This is a genomic window from Halobacillus sp. B29 (assembly GCF_052246755.1).
In the GTDB taxonomy this organism is placed as follows: domain Bacteria; phylum Bacillota; class Bacilli; order Bacillales; family Halobacillaceae; genus Halobacillus; species Halobacillus halophilus.
In genome coordinates, this window is sequence record NZ_JBQQCM010000001.1 from 79,086 (window position 1) to 100,398 (window position 21,313).

Sequence of the window (21,313 nt, forward strand, 5' to 3'; positions counted from 1 at the left end):
CCACTCCTAAGCTTATAATCCTTCTCTATTATTTTAACATAGGGACCGTGAAATCAAGCGTTAGAATTAATAGAGTAAGAGACGGGGGAATGGCTTGATTTCGGAAGTGTGAAAAGGAAAAGACTCCTCCAATAGGAAGGAGTCTTTTGTATAACCCTAATTAGCCTGGTTAGGGCGATGTGATTTTCTAGCGCGTTTAGCTTCTTCTTTATGGATTCGATTGGCTTCTGCGCTGCCGAATCCTTCTGCAAACTCAGTGTCAGCTTTCTTCGGATCGAAGCTATTTTTGTGCTTTTGCTCCGGATCGTTCTTCTTCGTTCTCTTCGCCATCAATATCGCCTCCTTTTCAAATTTAGTATAAGATGCTGTGCAGAATTTATACCGAAGCCTAAATTAAGCGCAGATAATCCCAATAAGGCGTTTTACCACAATAGGACCGATTGTTGAAGACTCAGTTTCGAGATATCTCGGGTCCGTTACCATATGGGGAGGGGGCTGGTGGGGAAATAACTCGCTTTCCTATGGGGGAACGGTGAGCTTCCTCGCTCGTTTCACTCCCTGCGGGATCTCACCTAGTCCCTTCTCCCATGGGAGTCTCGCCATTTCCCCACCAATCCAGCCGAGTAAGAATAACGGACACTTTTATAAGAGAGGATGCTCGCCTTCTTAATCGGTCCTAAATACTTTTATGACAGGCTATTCCACACCGGCATAGCCTGGAAATAGCCTCATGCCCCCATGATTTTTTCTCATGAACCCGTCGATGTCTTAAATGGTTTCGAGTTTCTGATTTGGCCAGGTCCGGAGGGGGCGATGCAGACTCCTGCGGGATGGACATGAGGCTTAGCACATGCCCGCGGAAAGCGAAATCGTCCCCCGGAGGACCTTCCGCTCCACCAATTGTCTCGAAACTGAGTCTTCCGGTATCGGGAGCTTATTTGAAAAAATAAACGCTCGATTATAAACAGGGCTGTTCATGTAAGAAAAAGGTTCCGAAACTCTTAGCATTAAATTCACTCCCTAGCGGTAGAATCCCACTCCTATAAGAGATATAATGTAATAAGGATATTGGGTGCGCAAGTACTCAATCGGTTGATAGGAATAGATGGAAGAAGGGGCTCTCTCCCTTCTTCCATCTATTTTTCTTTGTAGCAAGGATAGAAAGGAGGGACGTACCTATGACGAAGGACTTCTTTGAATTCATGGAAGAAAGCACTGGTGTGCGTTTGAATGACGTGCAGAGAGAAGCGGTTCTACACACGGATGGGCCACTGCTCCTGCTTGCGTCCCCGGGTTCAGGGAAAACCACCACACTTAATATGAAAATTGGCTATTTATTACTGGAGAAAAAGGTGAGAGCGGACAGGATTATGGCGATCACATTCAGTAAAGCGTCCGCCCGGGATATGTCGGAGCGTTTCGATCGGTTCTTTTCCGGCTTAACGAATGAAAAAGTTCATTTTTCAACCATTCACAGCTTTGCCTTCCAGGTCGTTCGGGAGTATCTGCGTAAGAAAAATCAGGATTTTCAGCTGATCGAAGGGCAGGTTCCGCAGGACGAATGGAAAAAAGGCTGGGACGGTCCAGAGGTACCCCTGCATAAGAAATTTATTTTGAAAAAGATATATGAGGATACGAACGGCACGCAAATGACGGATGACGAGATGGACGAACTGATGACTTATATCAGCTTTGTAAAAAACCGGATGGCTTCTGGGAAGGAATTGGATAAAATCACCTGCACCGTTAAAAATGCGGTTTCCATCTATCAAGCCTATGAACGCTTCAAGAAAAATCATTCGGCGCAACTGTTACTGGATTTCGACGATATGCTGACGTATTGCTATCAGTATTTATTAGATGATGCGGTCATTTTGTCTAAATATCAGAAGAAATTCGAGTATCTTCTAACCGATGAGAGCCAGGATAATTCCGTGGTTCAGCATGAGATTGTGAAGCTGTTATCCCAGCCGCAAAACAATCTTTGTGTGGTAGCGGATGATGACCAGTCCATCTTTATGTGGCGTGGGTCGGATGTGACGAAACTTCTGCAGTTCGAGAAGGAGTACCCTGGAGCCACGGTGATGACGATGTCGCAGAATTATCGCTCCTCGCAGGAGATCGTCCAGGCTTCCAATCAGTTCATTAAGCGTAACCAGAACCGTTATCCAAAGGAAATGTTCACGTCCAATTCATCCGATCAGCCGGTCGCTATCAAGACGATGCATCATTATGAGGATCAGTTGAAGTATGTGACAGAAGAGATAAAAAAGAGTGGAGTTAGCGAGGAAGTCGCTGTCCTCTATAGGAATAACGCTTCTGCGGTTCCGCTTGCGGATAAGCTGGATAAAGCGGGGGTCCACTTTTATATGAAAGATATTGACCCGAAGTTTTTCAAACACTGGATCGTTGAAGATATGCTGAATTTCATGCGCTTTACTTATAACGACCGCAGAGTTGATATTCTTGAAAGAATCCATATGAAATTCAATGCCTATATATCGAAGCGGCAGATCGCCTACTTGAAGAAGATGCCGATAGAAACGTCTATTTTTGACACGCTGCTTGATAGTGAGCTGCCTTCCTACCAGAAGAAGGCCATTCCAAAAGCACAGAAGCTTTTCCAATCCATCAACCAAATGCCGCCAGATCAAGCCATTCGAACGATCCGTGAAAAGCTCGGATATGACCACGCGATCAAAAAAATGTGTGAGAAATTCGGCTTTAACTCTGAACACCTTTTCGGCATCATCGACACGTTGGAAAAGATCGCAGAAGGACTGGGGACGTTAAAAGATTTCGCCAATCGCTTGAAGGAGCTGGAGCATCTCGTACAAACGTCTAAATTTAATAAAAATAAAAGCAATCTGACGCTCACCACTTTTCACAGTGCTAAAGGGTTGGAGTATGACAAGGTTTATATGATCGACCTCATTAATGGAGTTGTTCCGTCCCAGAATGATATGGAGCGCTACCGTAACAAAGAGTACGGCCCTATGGAAGAAGCGGTACGTTTGTTTTATGTGGGGATGACGCGGGCCCGGACGAACCTGGAACTCCTGACGTACCACTATAAAGGCAGTGAGCGGGTGACGGAGTCGATATTTGTAACGAATGTGAAAAAGATTGTTCAGCCAGCGAGCGAAATCCCCTCTTCTAAGAAGAGTAAGTATGCCGCATCGGACTTGTCGGATGAAAGTCTGCTTCAGCACGATGATATTGATATAGGGCTAGAGGTCATTCACAGTAAATTTGGTCCTGGTGTGATTAAAGAGTACGGCGGAGATCAAATTGGGATTCAGTTTGAAGAGGGTGGTTACAAGGAAATGCTTTTAGAAGTTTGTTTGAGTAACGGTCTGCTTAAGAAGCTTTGAAAGGAAGGCTCGTAATACATGGCCGGGAGTCTGCCTGACAAGAGAGGAGCTTTAAAAAGTTGAGTGTCTATAAACTAATCATTCCTTTTCCCCTTCATTCTTCATAGGATATAAAAAGTGGATGAGAGGGGAGCTACATGTCTCAACGAGCTCAACGAGGAAATAACCTTCTTTTTATGACAGAACCGGCCGGGCAGACGATTGAAGCGGGGAAAACGGTAGTGGTGACAGAAATGGAAGCTGGTGGAATTCACGTTCAGCCTTTTTACACGATCCGGGTCGTTGTGGGAAACCGGATTGTTTCAGAGGGGGCTGTAACTCTTAAACTAATTACAAAGGTTGATCAGGTTAACTTTTTAGTGCTGGATATACTTATCCTTGGTCCAGGTGAACAGCTTACTCGAACATATCATGCGCCTGGTCTCGATTTGGTCATGAAAGCAGAGGTGCCGGAAGATTCCGGGGTGAATGCGATTGATGTGGCTGTATTTGGTTTCAAATTTTAAGAATTTCGATCCAAATCCATGGGAAGCTGATCTAATTAGGTAGAGCGGCTTCCTTAATTACAAAAAAGTGCCCTCTATATAAAAAAATTAAAAAATATGAGACCGAAACGCTCTTCCAAATCGATAATAGATATGGAAGAGTTTTTATATAAAAAAAGAAAGAGGCGGTACTCATGAATTATTTAAGAGAATTGAATGGATTCTTCGATCAGATTGAGCTGGATGGATTGTCAGCATCAGCAACATGATCGGTGAGATCCCGCAGGGCTGTTAAGCCCGAGGAAGCTCAGCACAAGGGATGTTCGACTAAGACCGCCACGTCCTGTGGCAACGTCGAACGACCCTGCGTCGTGCAGGGCCGCGGAAAGCGAGCCGGTCCCTCGAGCCCCTTTCTCCACACATTATCTCGAAACTGAGTCTTCAACTATACTGCCTTTTAGCTCAATAAGTCTTCCTATTATAGATCGACTCTAATGTTTAACGCAGTTAACAGACAAAAGGGGAACATCAATTCGTGCAATCACAGCGTCTAAATTATACAATGGACATACTATAAACAAGGAGTGGATGGTATGCTGCACGTGGTCTGGTTGAAACGGGATTTACGTTTATACGATCATCAGCCGCTTTATAAGGCAGTCCAGGGCGGCGAACCGATTCTTCCTATCTACATTGCAGAACCTTCCATATGGCAGGGGCAGGAACTCTCGGCACGCCATTTTCATTTTGTGAAAGAAAGCCTCATGGATCTTCAGAAAAGTTTCCGGCAAAAAGGCGGCAATCTATTTACAGCTATAGGCGAGATGGAGGAAGTCTTAGAGGACATAAATCGTACCTTTGGTGAGTTCATTTTACATGCTCATGAAGAAAACGGAACACCCCATACATACGAACGTGATCTGCGTGTGCATAAGTGGATGAAAGAGCGCGGATTAGATTTCCGGGAGTATCAGCATTATGGTGTAGTACGACGATTGAAGTCCAGGAATGATTTTCAAGCTTATTGGGAACAGTTTATGAATAAGCCCTTGATTCCTGTATCAGAGCACATCACTTGTGTGGAGACCGATAAGACACCTGATTTATTGACGGATCAGCTGGAGGTACTCAACCATTTTGAAGTTGGAGGAAAGCTGATCGAAACTGGTCAGGTTGGCGGTGAACGTCGAGCTCACCACACGTTTAATGATTTCTTAGACGAGCGGTATCAGTGCTATCATTTTCATATTTCAAAACCAATGGCTTCAGCTGAATCGTGCAGCCGGCTTTCCCCATACCTCGCCTGGGGCAACTTATCGATGCGTTATGCGGTACAGAAAACGCGTGAAAAGATGGACGCCTCTCCAAAAGGACGTAAGCACTTGAAGATGTTTATGTCGCGGCTTCATTGGCATTGTCATTTTATCTAGCGGCTGGAGGACGATCCATCCATTACAGAGCACGCCATTAACCCGGCATTTGATCAGATCCGCACCGAGTGGGATGAAGAAGCCTTTACGCGCTGGTACAACGGGCAGACGGGCATCCCGATGATTGATGCAGCCATGAGAGCTCTGCACGAAATCGGCTGGGTCAATTTCAGATCGCGTGCGATGGTGGTATCGTTTGTCTGCAACACGCTGCTGCTGGACTGGCGAAAACCGGCTCATGCACTTGCAGGACTTTTTCTGGATTATGAACCAGGCATTCACTACAGCCAGATTCAAATGCAGTCAGGCACGACCGGATTTAATACGATACGTATTTATAATCCGGTCAAACAGGGGATTGATCATGACGCGGACGGGGCGTTCATCAAGCGGTTCGTACCTGAACTTCGTTCTATTCCAGTATCCTTTATTCATCAGCCCTGGCAGTTGCCGAACTTTAACGAACTCGATTACCCGTCTCCTATTGTTGATATCCCTTCTGCTAATAAAAAGGCAAGGGACTTGTTGTGGTCGGTCCAGCAGACTGATGAAGCAAAGTCCACAGCCCAAAAGCAGCTGAAAAAGCATGGAAGCAGGAAACGGAAAGAGAAGGAACGAGAGCGCCAGACAGAAGAACAATTGTCTATGGACCTGTTCGAATGATCTTGAAAGCGAAAGAAGAAAGCCGTATTCCATGGAAAGAATTTAATGAATCACCGCATAAAACACTATATTTAGGGTAATGAAATGAGTATAAGAAAGTAGAAAGATTGTAAAGTAAAGGGTGAACGACATGCAGAAGATGAACCGAGGAATACTGACAGCATTAACCGCCATAGGGGTTGCCCAGGCACTCAAAATTGTAACTTACAAAAGATTGACAGGTAAGTGGGATGTGAAACAGGTGGCGACTACCGGTGGCATGCCGAGTTCCCATTCGGCAGGGGTTGCTGCGCTAACCACCTACATAGCAGCTAATAAAGGCTCCCGCCACCCTGAAACAGCGCTGGCGACCGTTTTTGGTGTCATTGTCATGTACGATGCGCAGGGCATTCGCCGTCATACAGGCGAAATTGCTAAACTGGTCAATGACTTAGAGGATAATTTCGCTGAAATTGCTCTCGACTTTCCAAGCTTTGAGTTTGTGGAGCGCGAGAAGGAATTGAAAGAACTATTAGGCCACCAGCCGGTTGAAGTGCTCGGTGGAGCTGTTTTTGGTTCTGTGCTTGGTTTTATGTCAGCCAAGTTTGAAAATAGAGAGAAGAAAGTAAGTGAATCTTAAATTCGAATGGGTAATGAGGAAGACCAAAATAGCAGACCCGAAGCAAGGGCTGCTATTTTTAGCTTTATAGCGAATTCATACGAACGTTCCTGCTCATAGGAAGAGGTGGGCGTATTCTGGATTAGAACCAATGATATCTCCTCATGAAGGGGGCGAGGTTTTTAATGAAGCGGTGTTTTGAAAAAGGAGAGTAGTCGGCGATTTGAAGTCCGATACGGTAGGCTTCTTCATCAATTCGTTCTTGCTGATTCTGAAATTCAGTTTCACTTGAGACGTCCAGGAGCAGTTCAACATTATACCAGACGTTTGTACGGCAGTTAGCCATAAAGAAAGAAGATAGTGTTTCATCGTTGCGCCCCATAAGAACATCTACCCAACGTAGCAAGCGGGCATAGTGTTTGGCTAGTTCGTCTTGCACGATATCCACCAGATCCCCTAATACATCGTTTATACGTTCATGATCCCGCCGCCGGTGCAGCATAAGACGAGCATTAGGCCAAGTATGATCTTCAATAAGGATTTTATGTAAGACCATGGGGAGATCGCGATTAATGTGGGCGTTAATCCCGAGGAGTGCATCTTGCAGCGCGAAGCTCTGTTTTTCTTCAGCTATTTGAAAAGCAAGCTTCCATGCGGGTGCACAAGAAATGTCTGCTTCATAGGCGTTGACGGCGCTAAAATAATAGTGGGCAAAACGAACAAGAACACGTTCCATCCAAATAGAATCTTCAAAGAAACCAGATTCAAGACGCAGCTGCATTTCCCGTGTCATTAATAGATAAACATGCTGGAATACAGCCCGGTAGTCACCGGTACGTTGAAGAGCATGGAGGTGTTCTGTCATTAATTCAATGACTTCTTCCAAGGTTTCTACCTGTTTTTCGGGCGTGCTTATAGATTTCATTCCATCAGCTCCCTCGAGGGTTAATAGGTATTGATGAAAAAGTATGAGTTAGACAACGAAGTAGGAAATGATTAATTTGTAGTGGTAAATGATTGGGATAAGAATTGTGAAGTATTTCAGCCGAAGTAAAATTATGTTTCAATTTGTGATCATGTTTAGTATAACACCTAAATTTAATAGCTTTAATGGAAATTCTTTAACTTCAAAAAGTTTGGGTGAGGAGTGAATTATAATAGGAGGCGATGCTTGTGGTAAGAAAAGTCATCCTGAGTCGAAAAGGTTTTGACAGCAGTACGGGCGGTAAGCCTAGTCCGATTTACGCAGATAGCCTGCTGCCTTTTCATATTCCAAGGGCAGATACAGGGATATATTATAAAGACCTCAGCGCGGTAGGCAGCGAAAGCTATCTGGACATCATGAAAGATTTAGGAATTAATCAGTTTTCTGAAACCCATCTGGACCCTGATTTGGAGTCTACTATGATGAAGAACCGCCCAGAAGAATGGCGGGGCCTGTTCGGTCAAAGTGGTATATCCCAGGGCACCTTGCATAACCGGGATGTCGGCCCGGGAGATCTATTTCTTTTTTTCGGCTGGTTTAAACAAGTGGAAAAAGTAAATGGGAAGTATCGTTATGTTCCGGACGCACCGGATCTTCATGTGATTTTTGGTTACCTCGAGGTGGATGAGGTATGGGATGTACATGCGGATCAGGTACCATGGTGGGCCGAATATCATCCTCACATCCAGGAAAAAGAGGATAATAAAAGCAAACGTAATAGTCTCTACGCGGCTACTCCTGACTTTTCTAAGAACCCGGGTCAAAGAGGCTGGGGAACATTCGGTTATGAGAAAAGTTTAGTACTGACAGAAGAAGGGTCGAGAAATCGCACCAAGTGGAAACTGCCTCCTTGTTTCAAAGATGAACAGCCACAGTTCACCCATAATATTAAAGTATGGAATGAAGGACCTGACGGGATTGAAATGCAGACTTCTGGCAGAGGCGATCAGGAGATGTATGTGAGCAGTAATCGTAATGTAGTGGAATGGGCGGAGCGTTTAATTGCAGAAGGAAGAGTGTTTTCTTGATGGAAAAGGACCTGGATCACAGTGAAGTTTAGTGGTTCAGGTCTTTTTATGTAATAAAACCCTTGTGGAGCTAGAGGATATTTTAAGAGAATATGGTTTTTATTGTATAATAGGACTAATAAATAATAAGAATTAGGGTGATCGTTGTGAAAGGAAAAGCAGAACCGATCGTAACGAATCCTCGCGTATTTGGTGAATATCTCGAAAGAATAGATCAGCTGATTCAGTCGATGGTGAATGAGGAAAAGCTTCAAGAAGAAACGGTCAAGCAAGGATAGATTGAGGAGAAAAGTTTCTGACGCTCTGGATAATTCAGGAGGAGGTCAGAAACTTTTTGTTTCTATTTCACTAAAAAGGGGAGACCTTCATTGGAAATCAATCGACAAATTAAACTCTTTGAGAAACAGGCCGGAAAATATGCCAAACGTGCAAGAAAACAAACCGTCGATCACAAATGGCGGAGAAGGTTGCTGCACTCAGCCGAGGGGAACATCCTGGAAATATCGGTAGGGGCAGGAACAAATTTTCAATACTACCCTGAAGATGCTGAGATAACGGCAGTGGATTTCAGCCCGACCATGATTGAACAGGCCAAAGGAGTAGCGGCTGAACAGAATTTGAAGGTGGATTTTATGGTTGAAAATGTTGAGGAGCTCGACTTGCCTGCCCGTTCTTTTGATACGGTCGTATCCACCTTGTCGATGTGCTCCTATCACAATCCGGAAAAGGTGCTTGAGAAGCTTGGAACGTTATGTAAGGAAGATGGACAAATCCTTCTGCTAGAGCACGGCGTGAGTACAAACCGACTGGTTTCCAGTCTTCAGCACATGATGGATCCATTGGTGAAAAATCGGATTGGGTGCCATGTGAACAGGGATATGTTGAAGCTGTTTGATCAATCAACATTAGAAATAAAGCGGGTGGAAAGCTCACTTCTTAATTCCATTCATCTAGTATGGGCGAGACCTTTGCATTCCTGAGTATAAAAAAAGCGAGATGTGTTTTAGCTGAAAAGAGGAATTCATTTGTAAAATATTCGATTTCCGGTTCATAATCTTTGCAATGTGCTCTCTTATTCGTTAGGATTCATTTCGAGATGCGAAATAAAAAGGGGGCATGAGAATGGAGAAGCAACACGAATCGTCTGTACCTAATCCGACGAGACTATTAGTCTCATTATGTGCAGTTCTTATGCTTTCCGTGATGAACGGAACGATGTTTAATATTGCTGTGCCGGATATAGCGAAGACGTATCAGCTGATGCCTTCAGAAGTAAGCTGGGTCATGACCGGCTATATTATGGTATATGCGGTGGGGGCGCTAACGTATGGAAAACTCGCGGACTTTTATCCCTTCCGTACCTTAATCACGGTTGGTCTGACAATCTTTGCAGCGGGATCGTTATTTGGTTTCTTTGCTCAGAATTATGGGATGGTCCTTGTGGCCCGAGTCATTCAAGCCGTAGGCGGAGCGATGATTCCCGCGCTAGTATTTTTAGCACCCATTCGTTACTTTCCTAAAACGAGAGGAAGAGTACTGGGTATTGTATCCTCTGTTATGGCATTTGCCTCAGGTATAGGGCCGATTGCAGGCGGGTTTATAGCCGGATTCCTGGATTGGCGCTACTTATTTTTGACGTCTGCGTTAATTATTGTCACACTGCCTTTTCTTAGAAGAAATCTGCCACAGGAAGAGACTAATAAAGGCTACATTGATTATATAGGAGCGGCTTTGATTGCTGGGTTCATTTCCACATTGCTGCTTGGGATTACACTCGGAATTCCATGGATCTTCGGATTAACTGCTCTGTTTTTCTTTTCAAACTTATGGCGAATGAAGGCCATCGAAGAGCCATTTATTCCTCCGCATTTATTTAAAAATATTAAATACAGATCCACCATTATTACAAGTTTTCTAAGTATTACCTGCTTATTCGGCATGATGTTCATGCTTCCGATCATGTTCCGGGATACGTACCAATTGGGCACGATGGCCATCGGTCTCGTCCTCTTCCCGGGAGCTTTAAGTGCTGCGCTTATGGGGCAAAAAGGCGGAAATCTGGTAGATTCCAAAGGGAATACCTTTGTGCTTTACCTGGCGATGACACTGCTTGCTTCAGGATTCTTCCTGCTCTCCATGATTGTAGGAGCTAACCAGTACATCGTAAGTGCAACCATTATCGTTGCCTATATGAGCTTTCCGCTTGTTCAAGCTTCGTCCGCTGATATTCTTGCCAATCTGCTCGATAAAAAAGAAACCGGAGTAGGCATGGGCGTGTTCAATCTGCTGAACTTTGTTTCCGGTGCGTTAAGCGGAGCCGTCATCGGTAAAACACTGGACCTGTTCGACCCCGCCCGACCGCTCAATTGGCTGGGTTTCAATGGAGATACGGCGATTTACAGTAACATTTTCTTAGGTTTTTCCATTATTATTCTATTATCGCTAGGGCAATTCTATTTATTTTACAATCGAAAATCCCTAGCCTTAAAGAAAGCAGCGTCAGACTATTAAATTGAGGATCCCCCAGCATATGTGGATGCTGGGGGATTCTTTGTTTATATGGCTTTGATTTCTGATCCGAACTGGAGATTGCGTGGATCAATACCAGGGTTTAAGTCGTATAAGTCATTAACCTTTACACGGCGTGAAGATTCGCGATACTTGCAAGTGTACTTTCTGGGCACAGCCCGATTGAGGTAGAGCACGGCCCAAATGAGGTAACTCCACTCGGATCACCAGCCAAATCCAAGTATACGGGAGGTGGCGCAGAAGGTGTGGAGAAAGGTTTCTTTCCCAGTCATTATCGTTTCTATGAATGTATAGCAATGGGGCTCTACATATCCAAAAGCCTATTTAAAAAACCAGGATGTCTCATGACTACTCCCCAAACTAAAAACCAGACCCTCATCTAGAGAGTCTGGCATCAATCATTTTATACCCACGTATAATCCTTGCCCCAGCTTTCTTTTGCCAGCTGCTGAACGTTCTGAACAATGGAATCATCGACAGCGTAGGCTTCACCCTGTTCATAAGGATTGTAGTGAAAGGCATAAAGCCTTGAAGCGAATTCATGGAACGGAAGTGAGCTCTCGCCTTCTTCTTCTCCATTTCCAGCTACGCTTGGTTCAATATTCTGCCCCCAGTTCTGGGAACCGTCGTTGTTCGGATTGTAAAAATAGATCCTGTCTTTCCCTTCAGGGTCTACACCAATTCTTATAATGGATACGGCATGAAGTCCCAAGAGCTTCCCGTGAACATTTGTTATAAAAATTCCAACGGGGTTTGGATAAATCATTTCGTAATCGTCATTGTATTCAGTATGGTGGGTAGCGTAAAACAGCCGTACAAATCCAGGGTAGTCCTGTACATAACCGGTTAGCGGATCGATTATATTGGCGAAACCTTTTTGAACCCAGTTGCCGTAAAAGGCCGGGTTGACCCATCGGTGTCCGTCGTCCCCGCGTAGAGCAACACGTGACATCATTTCGCTGTAAATCCTGTCCAAATGAGGAACAAGAATGAGTGAGATCGGATCGAGTTCTTTATGCAGCTCGGGAGCGAGTCCACCACTTAAATTTTTAGAGTGTATGGCCTGCCCTTCGAACATAAAATCGATGTCCCCATCCCGCGCTGCGCGTGGGATGATTTCCAGTAAGAACCCTGGAGCATGCTGCGCCCATAAGCTGATTCCTCTGGCAGCCTGGCAGGTGGGATTGAATCCCTGACCGATACCGAGCGGCTGGCCCAGCACCTGGATTGTCGCGGCAACTAGAATGTTATTTGCTGTTAATCCCTCTCCAACGTTGGTCGTCTGCGCAAGAGCGTTCCGGACGTCAGGACGGATATCAAGCTCGATTAATCTCCGTAACCCTGGTGGAACAGGAGAGTGAGAGAGGACACCTCGCTCAAGCATCAGTGCAAGCCCGTAAATCGCCTGACGGGTTGCTGGAAAAACGGACGCGCGGATCAATTGAATCACGAGCTCGTTATTTTCCTCCAGGTTGGCAATTCCTTTGCTGCTCAAATCAAGCGCATGAGGCAGCAATTGAGGCATGCGTTTCGACAGGTAGCGGATCAATGTTGCATGATGCGGTGCAACGAGCCCGGTGGCACGCATGGATTTAGCAAAAGAAACGCTTTCTGAAATAAGCTCCGAGCGTGACAGCCCTTTGAGCTGCGCCCGGTATGCGTGAACATCCTTATAACGGCTGCTGATCTCCGATGGACCTTCAATCGCGGCGATAAAGCGGACGAGTTCTGATTTATCATTATCCTCATGTTCTTTTTCTAACATTTCTTTGGCCATTCGAATCATGGATACTGTTCGCTTAATCATAATCGGACGCTGCGCGGTCAGACGCTTGATTTCGTCAATCAGCGTCTGAATAAGCGCGTTAGATGAAAGGTGGTTCGCTAAGAACTGAAAAAGCTCACTCGCTTTTTCATCATTCTCATGCTTTTCAATCCGTGCGCTCTCTGAAGCATCAGGAAATAGAAGGTTCAAGTTAAGAACCATCACTTCATTTAGAAATTCTTCTGCCATCTGTGGAGTTACGGCTGGATTGACATATCTTTCTTTCGCAAGAGCAAGCATCCGCAGCTCACTTAAAATCTCAATGATCATCGGCAGTCCTTTTGCTTTTAGGGATCCAGCAACAAGCGGGGGCTGAAGTTTATTCGCTTCCTCCCATGGTCCATCCTGGAATACACCGGTTTGTTCGAATCGGTCGGCGTATCCATAGAGGTGCTCCAGTCCGTTTTCCGTTTCGATGAGGCGATTGGCCTCCTGATAGACATCGGTCTGGTATCTTGATTTTGCAAAAGGCGGCGCTTCTTCTAAAGCAGCCAGGGCCTGTGAGAATCGTTCGATAATAACACCTGTAGGTTGAGGCATTTCACCTCTCCTTTCTATAAAAACTTCACTTGTCTAGACGTAGAAATCATACTTCTCGTAACGTTTGAGAAGGTTGGTCATTTCCTCACTATCTTTTCCGTAGAAAAAGATGGTTCCATAATGGTTCCCAAAACCGACACGTTCTGCTACTTTGCCTTGAGGCGGGGTGAACATATCGTGCTTTTCAAAGTAGGAATGGTGCTCCAGTTCCTCAGGAATTTCAAGGTCTTTTACATAATCCGTATTAGGATGGACCATCAGACATCCAGCGTAAGCTTCATATTGGTACGGATCCGGGAAGAACTGCTCCAGTTCCTCTTCGGTCGTATTCGGATCACTGCATAGAATTTGTGCTTCATAGGCACTGAATCCGTAAGCACGCTCAATAAGCTCAAAAATATGTCCGCCCGGCACACGAGCAGCCACTTCACCGAAGTGCAGGGTTCCGTCTGGAGTGAGGAAATATTCAGGGTGGATCACGCCGTATTCAATTTCGAAGGCATCCACCAGCTGCTGGACCGCTCGTTCAATCAGAGGTCTCTTTTCTTCCAGTGATGGCGAAGCGGGGACAAAATTGGAATAGCCTAGACGAATATATTCCGTAATATTTAGAAAGCGAACCTTGCCCTTATGAACAAAGGCTTCACATGAAAATTCTTGTCCATCCAGATGACTTTCCATTAAGAGCGGGAAGTCTGTATCCTGAATTTGTTCGATTCCTTCAGCGGTATTAATAGCCAGGTGACCAACAGATCCAGCCTTGTCCAATGGTTTTACGTGGATTGGATCAAGATGATCGCCATCTAATTTAAGCAAAGCTTCATTTACACGCTTCAGGAAACGTTCTACGTCGTCTTTACTGCGTGCCTCTTCGAAAACGCCTACCTTAATACCGGAGATTTGCGCTTTACGCTTCATCATCCCTTTATCCCGTAATAATAAGGAACGGTTAAATACGCGCGGGTCTTCGCGGAAGCGGGCATTTAACGCTCCAGCCCACTCGACACATTCTTCATATAAAGGAACGGCTACTTCTGCGCCCATTTCTTTCAGCTGCATATAGAGGTGATCAGAGCTTTCATTGATTTTGTTGAAATCCCATCCGACAAACGGAATTTCGTGTTTCTCAGCATAGGATTCAAAATCGGGCGGACCCACTACGATGAACGGCCGGTTCATTTTCGCGGCAGCTTCTATTGCCTGCACGCTCCATCCAATCAGAGCTGTATAATAAGGCTTCGTTTTCTCCGATTCCTCTACAGTTGTATTCAATTCAAGTTGATCAAGTTCCATCTCATCGCTCTCCTTTTAAAATGACTTTTCTGGAATTCGAAACCGCATCATTTTGCCATGTAGTCATGAACGGTCTCTATCATTTTAAAAGTATCAAAGTCTAGCAAAAACTGTAAGCATTATTATTGCATTCGACAATCAAAGTCAAAATTCTTGTTTCTTCTACATTACATGTAGGGGAATTACTTTAGTAACTTTATGTGGATTGATAATGACCATCTATACCAACAATTAGAAAATAATAAACCTATTTCCAAAAATTAAATAAATAGGAGATCAAGAGAACCATTAGTTTGTCCGTAAGAGTTTGATACAAGCTAATTGAAGTTTTGAAACCTAGCTGGGTCAGCTTCGTATACAGGGTAACGATAATTTTTTAAAAAGGGATGTTCATTCATCATTTTGCCCTGTACATGTGAGAGTAATCTAATAAGTCAATCCACTTTACTGTACTGAATGCAGCTGTATAGAAGATTAGTACACAGGGAGAACATCTGAAATGATTAGAAGTTAAGCCCTCAATTGCTCAATGAGAATACAAGCCTTCCTGTATTGCGGGCTTATAATTCAGCAAAATATCGACTTGTGGAGGTGTTCACTTGACTGATAAAAAAGAAAAACCTGAAGCGGCAAGGGAAAGAATGAGACAAGAGGAATTTAAAAAAGATCCTTCTGCAAGTATTCATGGAGGAGGACTTCCTGACTTAGTTGGAAATTTAGGATGGAAAGGAACCGGAACCATTATTCTTGTACTGGTAGCAGGGTTTATGATCTATGCTGCTTTCTTTCGCTAACTCACTGTTCATCAATGGAACTCATCCTTAACTCTATAATAAAAGCATGGCAAATCTACCATTTTTCTTAAAATAGGTTTAAGCAAGGGTTTTTTTGTCAAAAGTACCCCAAAAGGGTGATGAATAATGACTAGCGAACTAAAAGAAAAACAACGCTATCGCGACAGATTAAAAAAGCTGAATCCAGCTAAAGCTATAAAACGAAGCAGGAAGCATTTTTCGGAGAAAGAATACGGTGAAAAAATCCGTACGAATGGAAGCCGGATTGGATCAAAAATCGTGTACTATAGTCTATTACTCTATTATGCGTTTAAGAGTGAAGATACGCCGAAGAAAGCGAAGCTCACGATTGCCGGAGCGCTTGGTTATTTAATTCTGCCGGTCGATTTAATTCCGGACTTTATTCCAGTCGTCGGTTTCACGGATGACAGTGCTGTCATCGTTTATGCGGTCTATCAGGTGATTTCTCATATTGATGAGAATGTGAAGGAGCAGGCTCGTAATCGCGTGAGCAGCCTATTTGGCGAGTCCGTGCTGGACGATTTGGAAGATCCGTCTAAAAATTCAGCGGAAGATCCGCAGCAATAGTTGGAGGAAGACTATGAATCAAGTAAACATACGTGAAGTGGCTGAGGAAATTGAGTTGCAAACGGAAGATACGCGAGTCCTTGTTGATAAAATCGATGGCAAGGTCTTTCAGATAAGTGAGGAAGCGTTAGTTGACGTAGAAGATGAGAAGGACTTTTCCCATTTACTTGAATGGCAAAGAGAAGAACGCCATTTAGCTCAGCACATCTTAGAGAATGAGACTCGCTACGTCCAATTGCCGGATTGTTCAGAAGTGGACGAGTATCAGATGATGGAAGCATTCATCAACTCTCTTGAGGACGATCAGATTCATAACGATTTACTGAGATCCATCCGTGGAAAGGGAGCTTTTCGCAGATTTAAAGACGGAATCGTAACTTATGGGGTTCGTGATCAATGGTTTGAATTCAAAGATGAGCAATACCGGTTGCTTGCTATCGAATGGTGCGAAGAAAACGACATTCCTTATAAAAAATAAGGCTTTATTAAACTTCCGTGTTGATTTTAAAATAAAGCTCCTGTTTGTTTAAGACTCAGTTTCGAGATAAATGGGCCCGTTACTAGAATGGGTAGGAGGGCTGGTGGGGAAATAACTCGCTTTCCTATGGGGGAACGGTGAGCTTCCTCGCTCGTTTCACTCCCTGCGGGATCTCACCTAGTTCCTTCTCCCATGGGAGTCTCGCCATTTCCCCACCAACCCAACTCTATTAGGGGGGGACGGACCCTTCTTTAGAAGTGCAGATTGTTGGACTTGATCCTCTCTAAATCCAGTGGTATCAGACCTTTTCTAACAAAGCCAAAAATAAATAAAACTTTAAAAAACGCCTGTCCGGATTTACGGACAGGCGTTTTGACTTATGCTTTCGTCTTATAAGAAGTGATGTGATCCTGCAGTGTATCGTCCTTGCCGAACAGGAAGTGTTTCTCCATATCCGGGGAATACGTAGAGTTTACAGCCGTACGTCCTACGGTTTCTGCAACTTCACGAAGCATAGCCGGAGAAGCTCCGCAGCAGAGTCCCAGGTAGTTCACGCCAATGCTGTGTGCTTCTTTTGCCCATTCGGCGAGCTCATAGCGGTTCGTGTAAAGTGGATCGAGAGACGTTGGGAACGTCGTTTCTGTCGGAAGTGTACAAGCGCAGCCACCGTCCGGCAGGTTGAAGAAGGTAGGGTGTTCTTCCGTCGTACGGTAAGGAATGGGAAGGGCACCTACATAACCGTCCACCGTATTACGGATTTTTTCTACATATGGCTGCATTGTAGCTGGTCCGCGGAAGCAGTTCATTCCGACGACAAGAGCGCCTTTTTCTTTTAATAGACGGCAGGCTTCTTCTACCTCATAGCCGTCCCGAAGAATATTCTCGCCCATTAGACCGAACGTGATCACAGCAGGGAGATCTTGTTTTTGAATTTCTTCAAGAGCAATCAGGGCTTCCTCATAATAATAGAAGGTTTCACCGTTCACAAAGTCTACGCCTTCTTCCTTACACCAGCCGATCATCTCTGCAAACATGCTTCTTGTTTTTTCAACAGCTTCAGGATCATCCGGGTTGAACAAGTTCGTGTTGGAAATGTTTCCGGCTACGAGCGCTTCTTCTTCTGGATGTTCCTGCGCAACCTCTTTGGCTAAACGGATAGCCTGGCGGTTAAGCGGTTCTAATAACTCCTCTTTACCGATGATTCTCATTTTTTCGCGGTGTCCGTTATAGGTGAACGCTAAGACGACGTCGGAGCCTGCGAGCATATAGTCACGATATGTCTGTTTTAGTGCCTGAGGGTTATCAAGAGCAACTTCCGGTACAAAGGATCCGGCCTGTAAATAGCCGCGACGCTCCAGTTCAAATAAGTATCCTTCTCCACAAATAACGGGTCCATCCTGTAATCTCTGTTCTAATGATCGTTTCATTTCATTCAACAACCTTTCCATTTTGTAATCATAATTATATTAGTTGAAAGCTAATGCCCTTTTTACAGGGACACGCCGACTTTCTGTCTAGTACGGGCAACTGCCTGTAAAGCTTGTTCAATGTCTTCAATTAAATCACCGGGGTGTTCAAGTCCGACGGAGAGTCTGAGCAAACCATCAGTAATACCACGTTTCGCTCGTTCTTTTTCCGGCATAGCTGCATGGGACATCGTGGCCGGATAGGATAGAATCGATTCCACAGCCCCAAGGCTAACGGCAAAGACAGGGAGACGGATCTGCTCCACAAACGCTTTGGCCGCTTCTTTATCCGGTAGCCGGAAAGAAAGTAAAGCACCTGCTCCGGTAGATTGTCTCCTGTGTATCGGATGACCGACATGATGGGAAAGACCTGGATAGTAAACTTCTTCCACCAGTGAGTGATCTTGCAGATGAGAGACTATTTTAAGCGCTGAGCCTGACGACTGTTTCATCCTGGCGCCGAGTGTCTTGATCCCCTGAATGAGCTGGTAAGAGTCCTGAGCGCCGAGAATAGAACCGAAGGAGTTTTGAATAAAAGCGAGTCTCTCTCCAAGTTCTTCATTTTTAGTTACGGCAAGCCCTGCTATGATATCGCTGTGACCGGATAAAAACTTGGTCGCACTATGCAGGACGATATCGGCTCCAAGCTCAAGTGGATTCTGATAGAGCGGCGTCATGAATGTATTATCCACGAAGGTTAAACATCCATGGGCTTTAGCAAGTTTTGCCACTCCTTCAATATCTGTAATATTTAAGCAAGGGTTGGACGGCGTCTCTACATAAATAACTTTTGTATTGGACTGGATCGCCCGGCTGGTTTCATTGAGATCGGTCATGTTAACGAAAGTGTGATCGATATTGTACTTGCCAAGCATTTCGGTGATCAACCGGAATGTCCCGCCATAGACATCTTTGGAAACGAGTACATGGTCACCGGCGGAAAGCAGCATAAAGGCAGAGGAGATAGCTGCCATGCCAGAGGAGAAGGCGAGACCTCTTGCGCCGCCTTCCAAGTTAGCGATTGTATCCTCAAGCACCTGTCTCGTTGGATTTCCGGACCTGCTGTAATCATAAGGCCCCATCGTATCGAAGCTTTCCTGATGGAAGGTTGAGGATAAGTAGATTGGTACATTCACTGCACCGGTAGCCGGTTCGTGATGACTTCGATTATTCGCAGAGCCGTGGATGAAACGGGTTTCCAACTGATCGTTTTCTGGCCTCATTGTATTTCCTCCTTTTGAATAGCAGAGAGAGCGTGCTTCAAATCATCAATCAGATCGTCTTCATGTTCTGTACCTACCGAGAAGCGAAGCAGCCGGTCACAGATTCCGCGTTCTTCCCGTTCTTCTTTTGGAATATCCGCGTGCGTCTGCGTTGCCGGGTACGTAATGAAGCTTTCGACTCCTCCGAGACTTTCGGCAAAAGAGATGACCGACAAATTCTCAAGAAAATCAGAGATGCTGGAAGGATCGTCCACACGGAATGAAATCATTCCTCCTTTTCCAGGATAAAAGACTTCTCTAATGCCCGGATCGTTTCTGAGAAACTCAACAATGGCCTTCGCATTCGCCTGCTGTTTATCGAAACGAAGCGGCAGGGTCTTTAATCCACGTATTAAGAGCCAACAGTCAAAAGGGGAGAGGACAGCACCTGATGAATTTTGGAAGAAAGCGAGCTTCTCACAAATCTCTTCTCCTTTGGCGACGACCACACCGGCTAATACATCGTTGTGCCCGCCGATATATTTGGTAGCGCTGTGGATCACAATGTCCGCTCCTAAATCCAGCGGCTGCTGAAGATAAGGCGTTAAGAATGTGTTATCGACAATGAGCAGGAGATTGTGTTTCTTAGCAATCTTTGAAACTTCTTCTATGTCCACTTCTTGCAGCAGCGGGTTGGTCGGCGTTTCAAGAAAGATGGCTTTGGTTTTCTCGGTAATGACACTCTCAACATCCGTGAAATCGGAGTAGGTTGAATGGATCTGGTAAGCATCTGCGTAGTGTTCGAGTAAACGGTACGTGCCGCCGTAAATATCTTCCGCAACGATCAATTCTTCATTTGCACGGAACAGGGAAAGGATCAACTGGATCGCTGCCATTCCTGAACTGCAGGCGAAGGCTTGATCACCGTTTTCAAGCTGGGCCATGCCTTCTTCGAGAAGATGGCGTGTCGGGTTTTTGGTGCGGGTATAATCATATCCTGTGGATACCCCGAGTGATTTGTGCTGATAAGCGGTAGATAAATAGATGGGCGGATTCACAGCCCCTGTTTCTTCATCACTGTTATTGCCTAGCTGGGCTAAAATTGTTTCAATCCTGTTCCGTGCCATGGTGATCATCTCCTTCGTAAAAAAATGGATATAAAAAAAGGACCTCCTTGAAGAAGAAGGTCCTTTATGTATAAAGAGTCTCCTTATCTTCAAGGTATAACTACTACCTTCTGGATTTAGCACCGTGCCAATGGCTGGTTGCTGAGGTATCAAAGGGCCAGTCCCTACACCTCTCTGGATAAGTTTTATTATTATGTAATTTTTGGAAAAGCAACTGCTGAACACTTTACATGAAAGGTATGCTTAAATCAAGAATGATATTAAAAATTACTAAAAATTTCTTTCAAAAATTAGGCGGTTATCATTTCGCTTGCGATTTACAATACAGGAAAACAATTCAATAATCAATAGAGTTTTCAGAAAAAAATCATTTTTCTAAAACTGATACTTTGTTTAAAGAAGATCATTTAACCCCCCAGTCCACCTAAAGACAGAGGGGAAATGATTTTACGCATATTGCTGAAGCTGCTTATACATTTGTTCGCCTTCTTTGTTCAGGACGTTACCTTTGCCGTGACATTTCGAGCATTCCTTCACATAACTGGTTTCTTCGATGGCCATCTTCCAGGCTAGTGTCTCATTGGCGTAGTTTACACGCTGGTAATGGTCCACAATTAAATTGGCTTTCCCATCATCATATTCCTTATACTTTCCAGATCCGTGACAGAGAGGGCATACATTATATAGAGTACTCACCGATTGAGTCTGCATTACGCTCACTTCCTTATAGTTTATTATTATAAATTATGATTGATTTTACGTAATATTCAGTCTATTTGCAAGGTAATTTTCTGTTTTTTCCAAATATAAAAAAGAAAAAAAGTCATGAGAGTGGATAGAACAAGGGTTCAGGGCATTTGTTAAAATATTTAACGTGCGTAGAAAGAGAGAGGATATAGTTTTATATA

Annotated in this window: 20 protein-coding genes and 1 riboswitch; of the genes, 12 read left to right on the plus strand and 8 right to left on the minus strand. The window is 44.5% G+C overall.

Annotated features, from left to right (window positions below):
• Positions 1-156: 156 nt before the first annotated feature.
• Positions 157-330 (minus strand): hypothetical protein, encoded by a 174-nt coding sequence (locus ACTWP7_RS00360; RefSeq protein WP_224893437.1) that lies wholly within the window; start codon positions 328-330, stop codon positions 157-159.
• Positions 331-1,178: 848 nt separating this feature from the next.
• Here ACTWP7_RS00360 and ACTWP7_RS00365 point away from each other — a divergent pair.
• The 5 genes from ACTWP7_RS00365 (at position 1,179) to ACTWP7_RS00385 (ending at position 6,571) form a co-directional block, all read left to right on the plus strand.
• Positions 1,179-3,374 (plus strand): ATP-dependent helicase, encoded by a 2,196-nt coding sequence (locus ACTWP7_RS00365; protein WP_443121546.1) that lies wholly within the window; start codon positions 1,179-1,181, stop codon positions 3,372-3,374.
• 137 nt (positions 3,375-3,511) lie between these two features.
• Positions 3,512-3,880 carry a hypothetical protein gene (locus tag ACTWP7_RS00370; RefSeq protein ID WP_443121547.1) on the plus strand — a complete coding sequence of 123 codons (369 nt, stop codon included), beginning with the start codon at positions 3,512-3,514 and terminating at the stop codon, positions 3,878-3,880.
• 572 nt (positions 3,881-4,452) lie between these two features.
• Positions 4,453-5,289 (plus strand): deoxyribodipyrimidine photo-lyase, encoded by an 837-nt coding sequence (locus ACTWP7_RS00375; protein ID WP_443121548.1) that lies wholly within the window; start codon positions 4,453-4,455, stop codon positions 5,287-5,289.
• A 3-nt stretch (positions 5,290-5,292) separates the two neighbouring features.
• On the plus strand, positions 5,293-5,952 hold the full coding sequence (locus ACTWP7_RS00380; RefSeq protein WP_443121865.1) for an FAD-binding domain-containing protein: 660 nt from the start codon (positions 5,293-5,295) through the stop codon (positions 5,950-5,952).
• 130 nt (positions 5,953-6,082) lie between these two features.
• Positions 6,083-6,571 (plus strand): divergent PAP2 family protein, encoded by a 489-nt coding sequence (locus tag ACTWP7_RS00385; RefSeq protein WP_443121549.1) that lies wholly within the window; start codon positions 6,083-6,085, stop codon positions 6,569-6,571.
• A 121-nt stretch (positions 6,572-6,692) separates the two neighbouring features.
• Here ACTWP7_RS00385 and ACTWP7_RS00390 read toward each other — a convergent pair whose 3' ends face one another.
• The gene (locus ACTWP7_RS00390; RefSeq protein WP_443121550.1) at positions 6,693-7,475 is read right to left on the minus strand and encodes a DUF5995 family protein; all 783 of its coding nucleotides are present in this window, start codon (positions 7,473-7,475) and stop codon (positions 6,693-6,695) included.
• A gap of 248 nt (positions 7,476-7,723) precedes the next feature.
• On the opposite strand from ACTWP7_RS00390, the gene ACTWP7_RS00395 reads away from it, so the two are divergent.
• The 4 genes from ACTWP7_RS00395 (at position 7,724) to ACTWP7_RS00410 (ending at position 11,074) form a co-directional block, all read left to right on the plus strand.
• Complete coding sequence (locus ACTWP7_RS00395; RefSeq protein WP_443121551.1) at positions 7,724-8,563, plus strand: Nmad3 family putative nucleotide modification protein; 840 nt, start codon at positions 7,724-7,726, stop codon at positions 8,561-8,563.
• Positions 8,564-8,709: 146 nt separating this feature from the next.
• Entirely contained in the window at positions 8,710-8,841 is a 132-nt protein-coding gene (locus tag ACTWP7_RS00400; RefSeq protein ID WP_443121552.1) for a hypothetical protein, read from the plus strand.
• Positions 8,842-8,931: 90 nt separating this feature from the next.
• Positions 8,932-9,543, plus strand: coding sequence for a class I SAM-dependent methyltransferase (locus ACTWP7_RS00405; RefSeq protein ID WP_443121553.1), 612 nt, complete (start codon positions 8,932-8,934; stop codon positions 9,541-9,543).
• 142 nt (positions 9,544-9,685) lie between these two features.
• Positions 9,686-11,074 carry an MFS transporter gene (locus ACTWP7_RS00410; protein ID WP_443121554.1) on the plus strand — a complete coding sequence of 463 codons (1,389 nt, stop codon included), beginning with the start codon at positions 9,686-9,688 and terminating at the stop codon, positions 11,072-11,074.
• A 421-nt stretch (positions 11,075-11,495) separates the two neighbouring features.
• Here ACTWP7_RS00410 and ACTWP7_RS00415 read toward each other — a convergent pair whose 3' ends face one another.
• Complete coding sequence (locus tag ACTWP7_RS00415) at positions 11,496-13,457, minus strand: hypothetical protein (RefSeq protein WP_443121555.1); 1,962 nt, start codon at positions 13,455-13,457, stop codon at positions 11,496-11,498.
• A 33-nt stretch (positions 13,458-13,490) separates the two neighbouring features.
• Complete coding sequence (locus ACTWP7_RS00420) at positions 13,491-14,750, minus strand: ATP-grasp domain-containing protein (RefSeq protein ID WP_443121556.1); 1,260 nt, start codon at positions 14,748-14,750, stop codon at positions 13,491-13,493.
• 599 nt (positions 14,751-15,349) lie between these two features.
• On the opposite strand from ACTWP7_RS00420, the gene ACTWP7_RS00425 reads away from it, so the two are divergent.
• The 3 genes from ACTWP7_RS00425 (at position 15,350) to ACTWP7_RS00435 (ending at position 16,610) form a co-directional block, all read left to right on the plus strand.
• Entirely contained in the window at positions 15,350-15,544 is a 195-nt protein-coding gene (locus ACTWP7_RS00425) for a DUF6366 family protein (protein ID WP_443121557.1), read from the plus strand.
• Between the two features lie 126 nt (positions 15,545-15,670).
• Positions 15,671-16,132 (plus strand): YkvA family protein, encoded by a 462-nt coding sequence (locus tag ACTWP7_RS00430; RefSeq protein WP_443121558.1) that lies wholly within the window; start codon positions 15,671-15,673, stop codon positions 16,130-16,132.
• A gap of 13 nt (positions 16,133-16,145) precedes the next feature.
• Positions 16,146-16,610 (plus strand): UPF0158 family protein, encoded by a 465-nt coding sequence (locus tag ACTWP7_RS00435; RefSeq protein WP_443121559.1) that lies wholly within the window; start codon positions 16,146-16,148, stop codon positions 16,608-16,610.
• A gap of 377 nt (positions 16,611-16,987) precedes the next feature.
• On the opposite strand, the gene ACTWP7_RS00440 is transcribed toward ACTWP7_RS00435, so the two are convergent.
• The 4 genes from ACTWP7_RS00440 to ACTWP7_RS00455 form a co-directional block, all read right to left on the minus strand.
• The gene (locus ACTWP7_RS00440; RefSeq protein ID WP_443121560.1) at positions 16,988-18,037 is read right to left on the minus strand and encodes a homocysteine S-methyltransferase family protein; all 1,050 of its coding nucleotides are present in this window, start codon (positions 18,035-18,037) and stop codon (positions 16,988-16,990) included.
• 62 nt (positions 18,038-18,099) lie between these two features.
• Positions 18,100-19,299 carry a cystathionine beta-lyase gene (metC, locus tag ACTWP7_RS00445; protein WP_443121561.1) on the minus strand — a complete coding sequence of 400 codons (1,200 nt, stop codon included), beginning with the start codon at positions 19,297-19,299 and terminating at the stop codon, positions 18,100-18,102.
• Positions 19,296-20,405, minus strand: coding sequence for a methionine biosynthesis PLP-dependent protein (locus tag ACTWP7_RS00450; protein ID WP_443121562.1), 1,110 nt, complete (start codon positions 20,403-20,405; stop codon positions 19,296-19,298). The genes metC and ACTWP7_RS00450 overlap by 4 nt, the downstream gene beginning before the upstream one ends.
• 80 nt (positions 20,406-20,485) lie before the next feature.
• A riboswitch (SAM riboswitch) is annotated at positions 20,486-20,590 on the minus strand.
• Positions 20,591-20,852: 262 nt separating this feature from the next.
• Positions 20,853-21,116 carry a hypothetical protein gene (locus ACTWP7_RS00455; RefSeq protein ID WP_041601185.1) on the minus strand — a complete coding sequence of 88 codons (264 nt, stop codon included), beginning with the start codon at positions 21,114-21,116 and terminating at the stop codon, positions 20,853-20,855.
• Between the last annotated feature and the right edge of the window lie 197 nt (positions 21,117-21,313).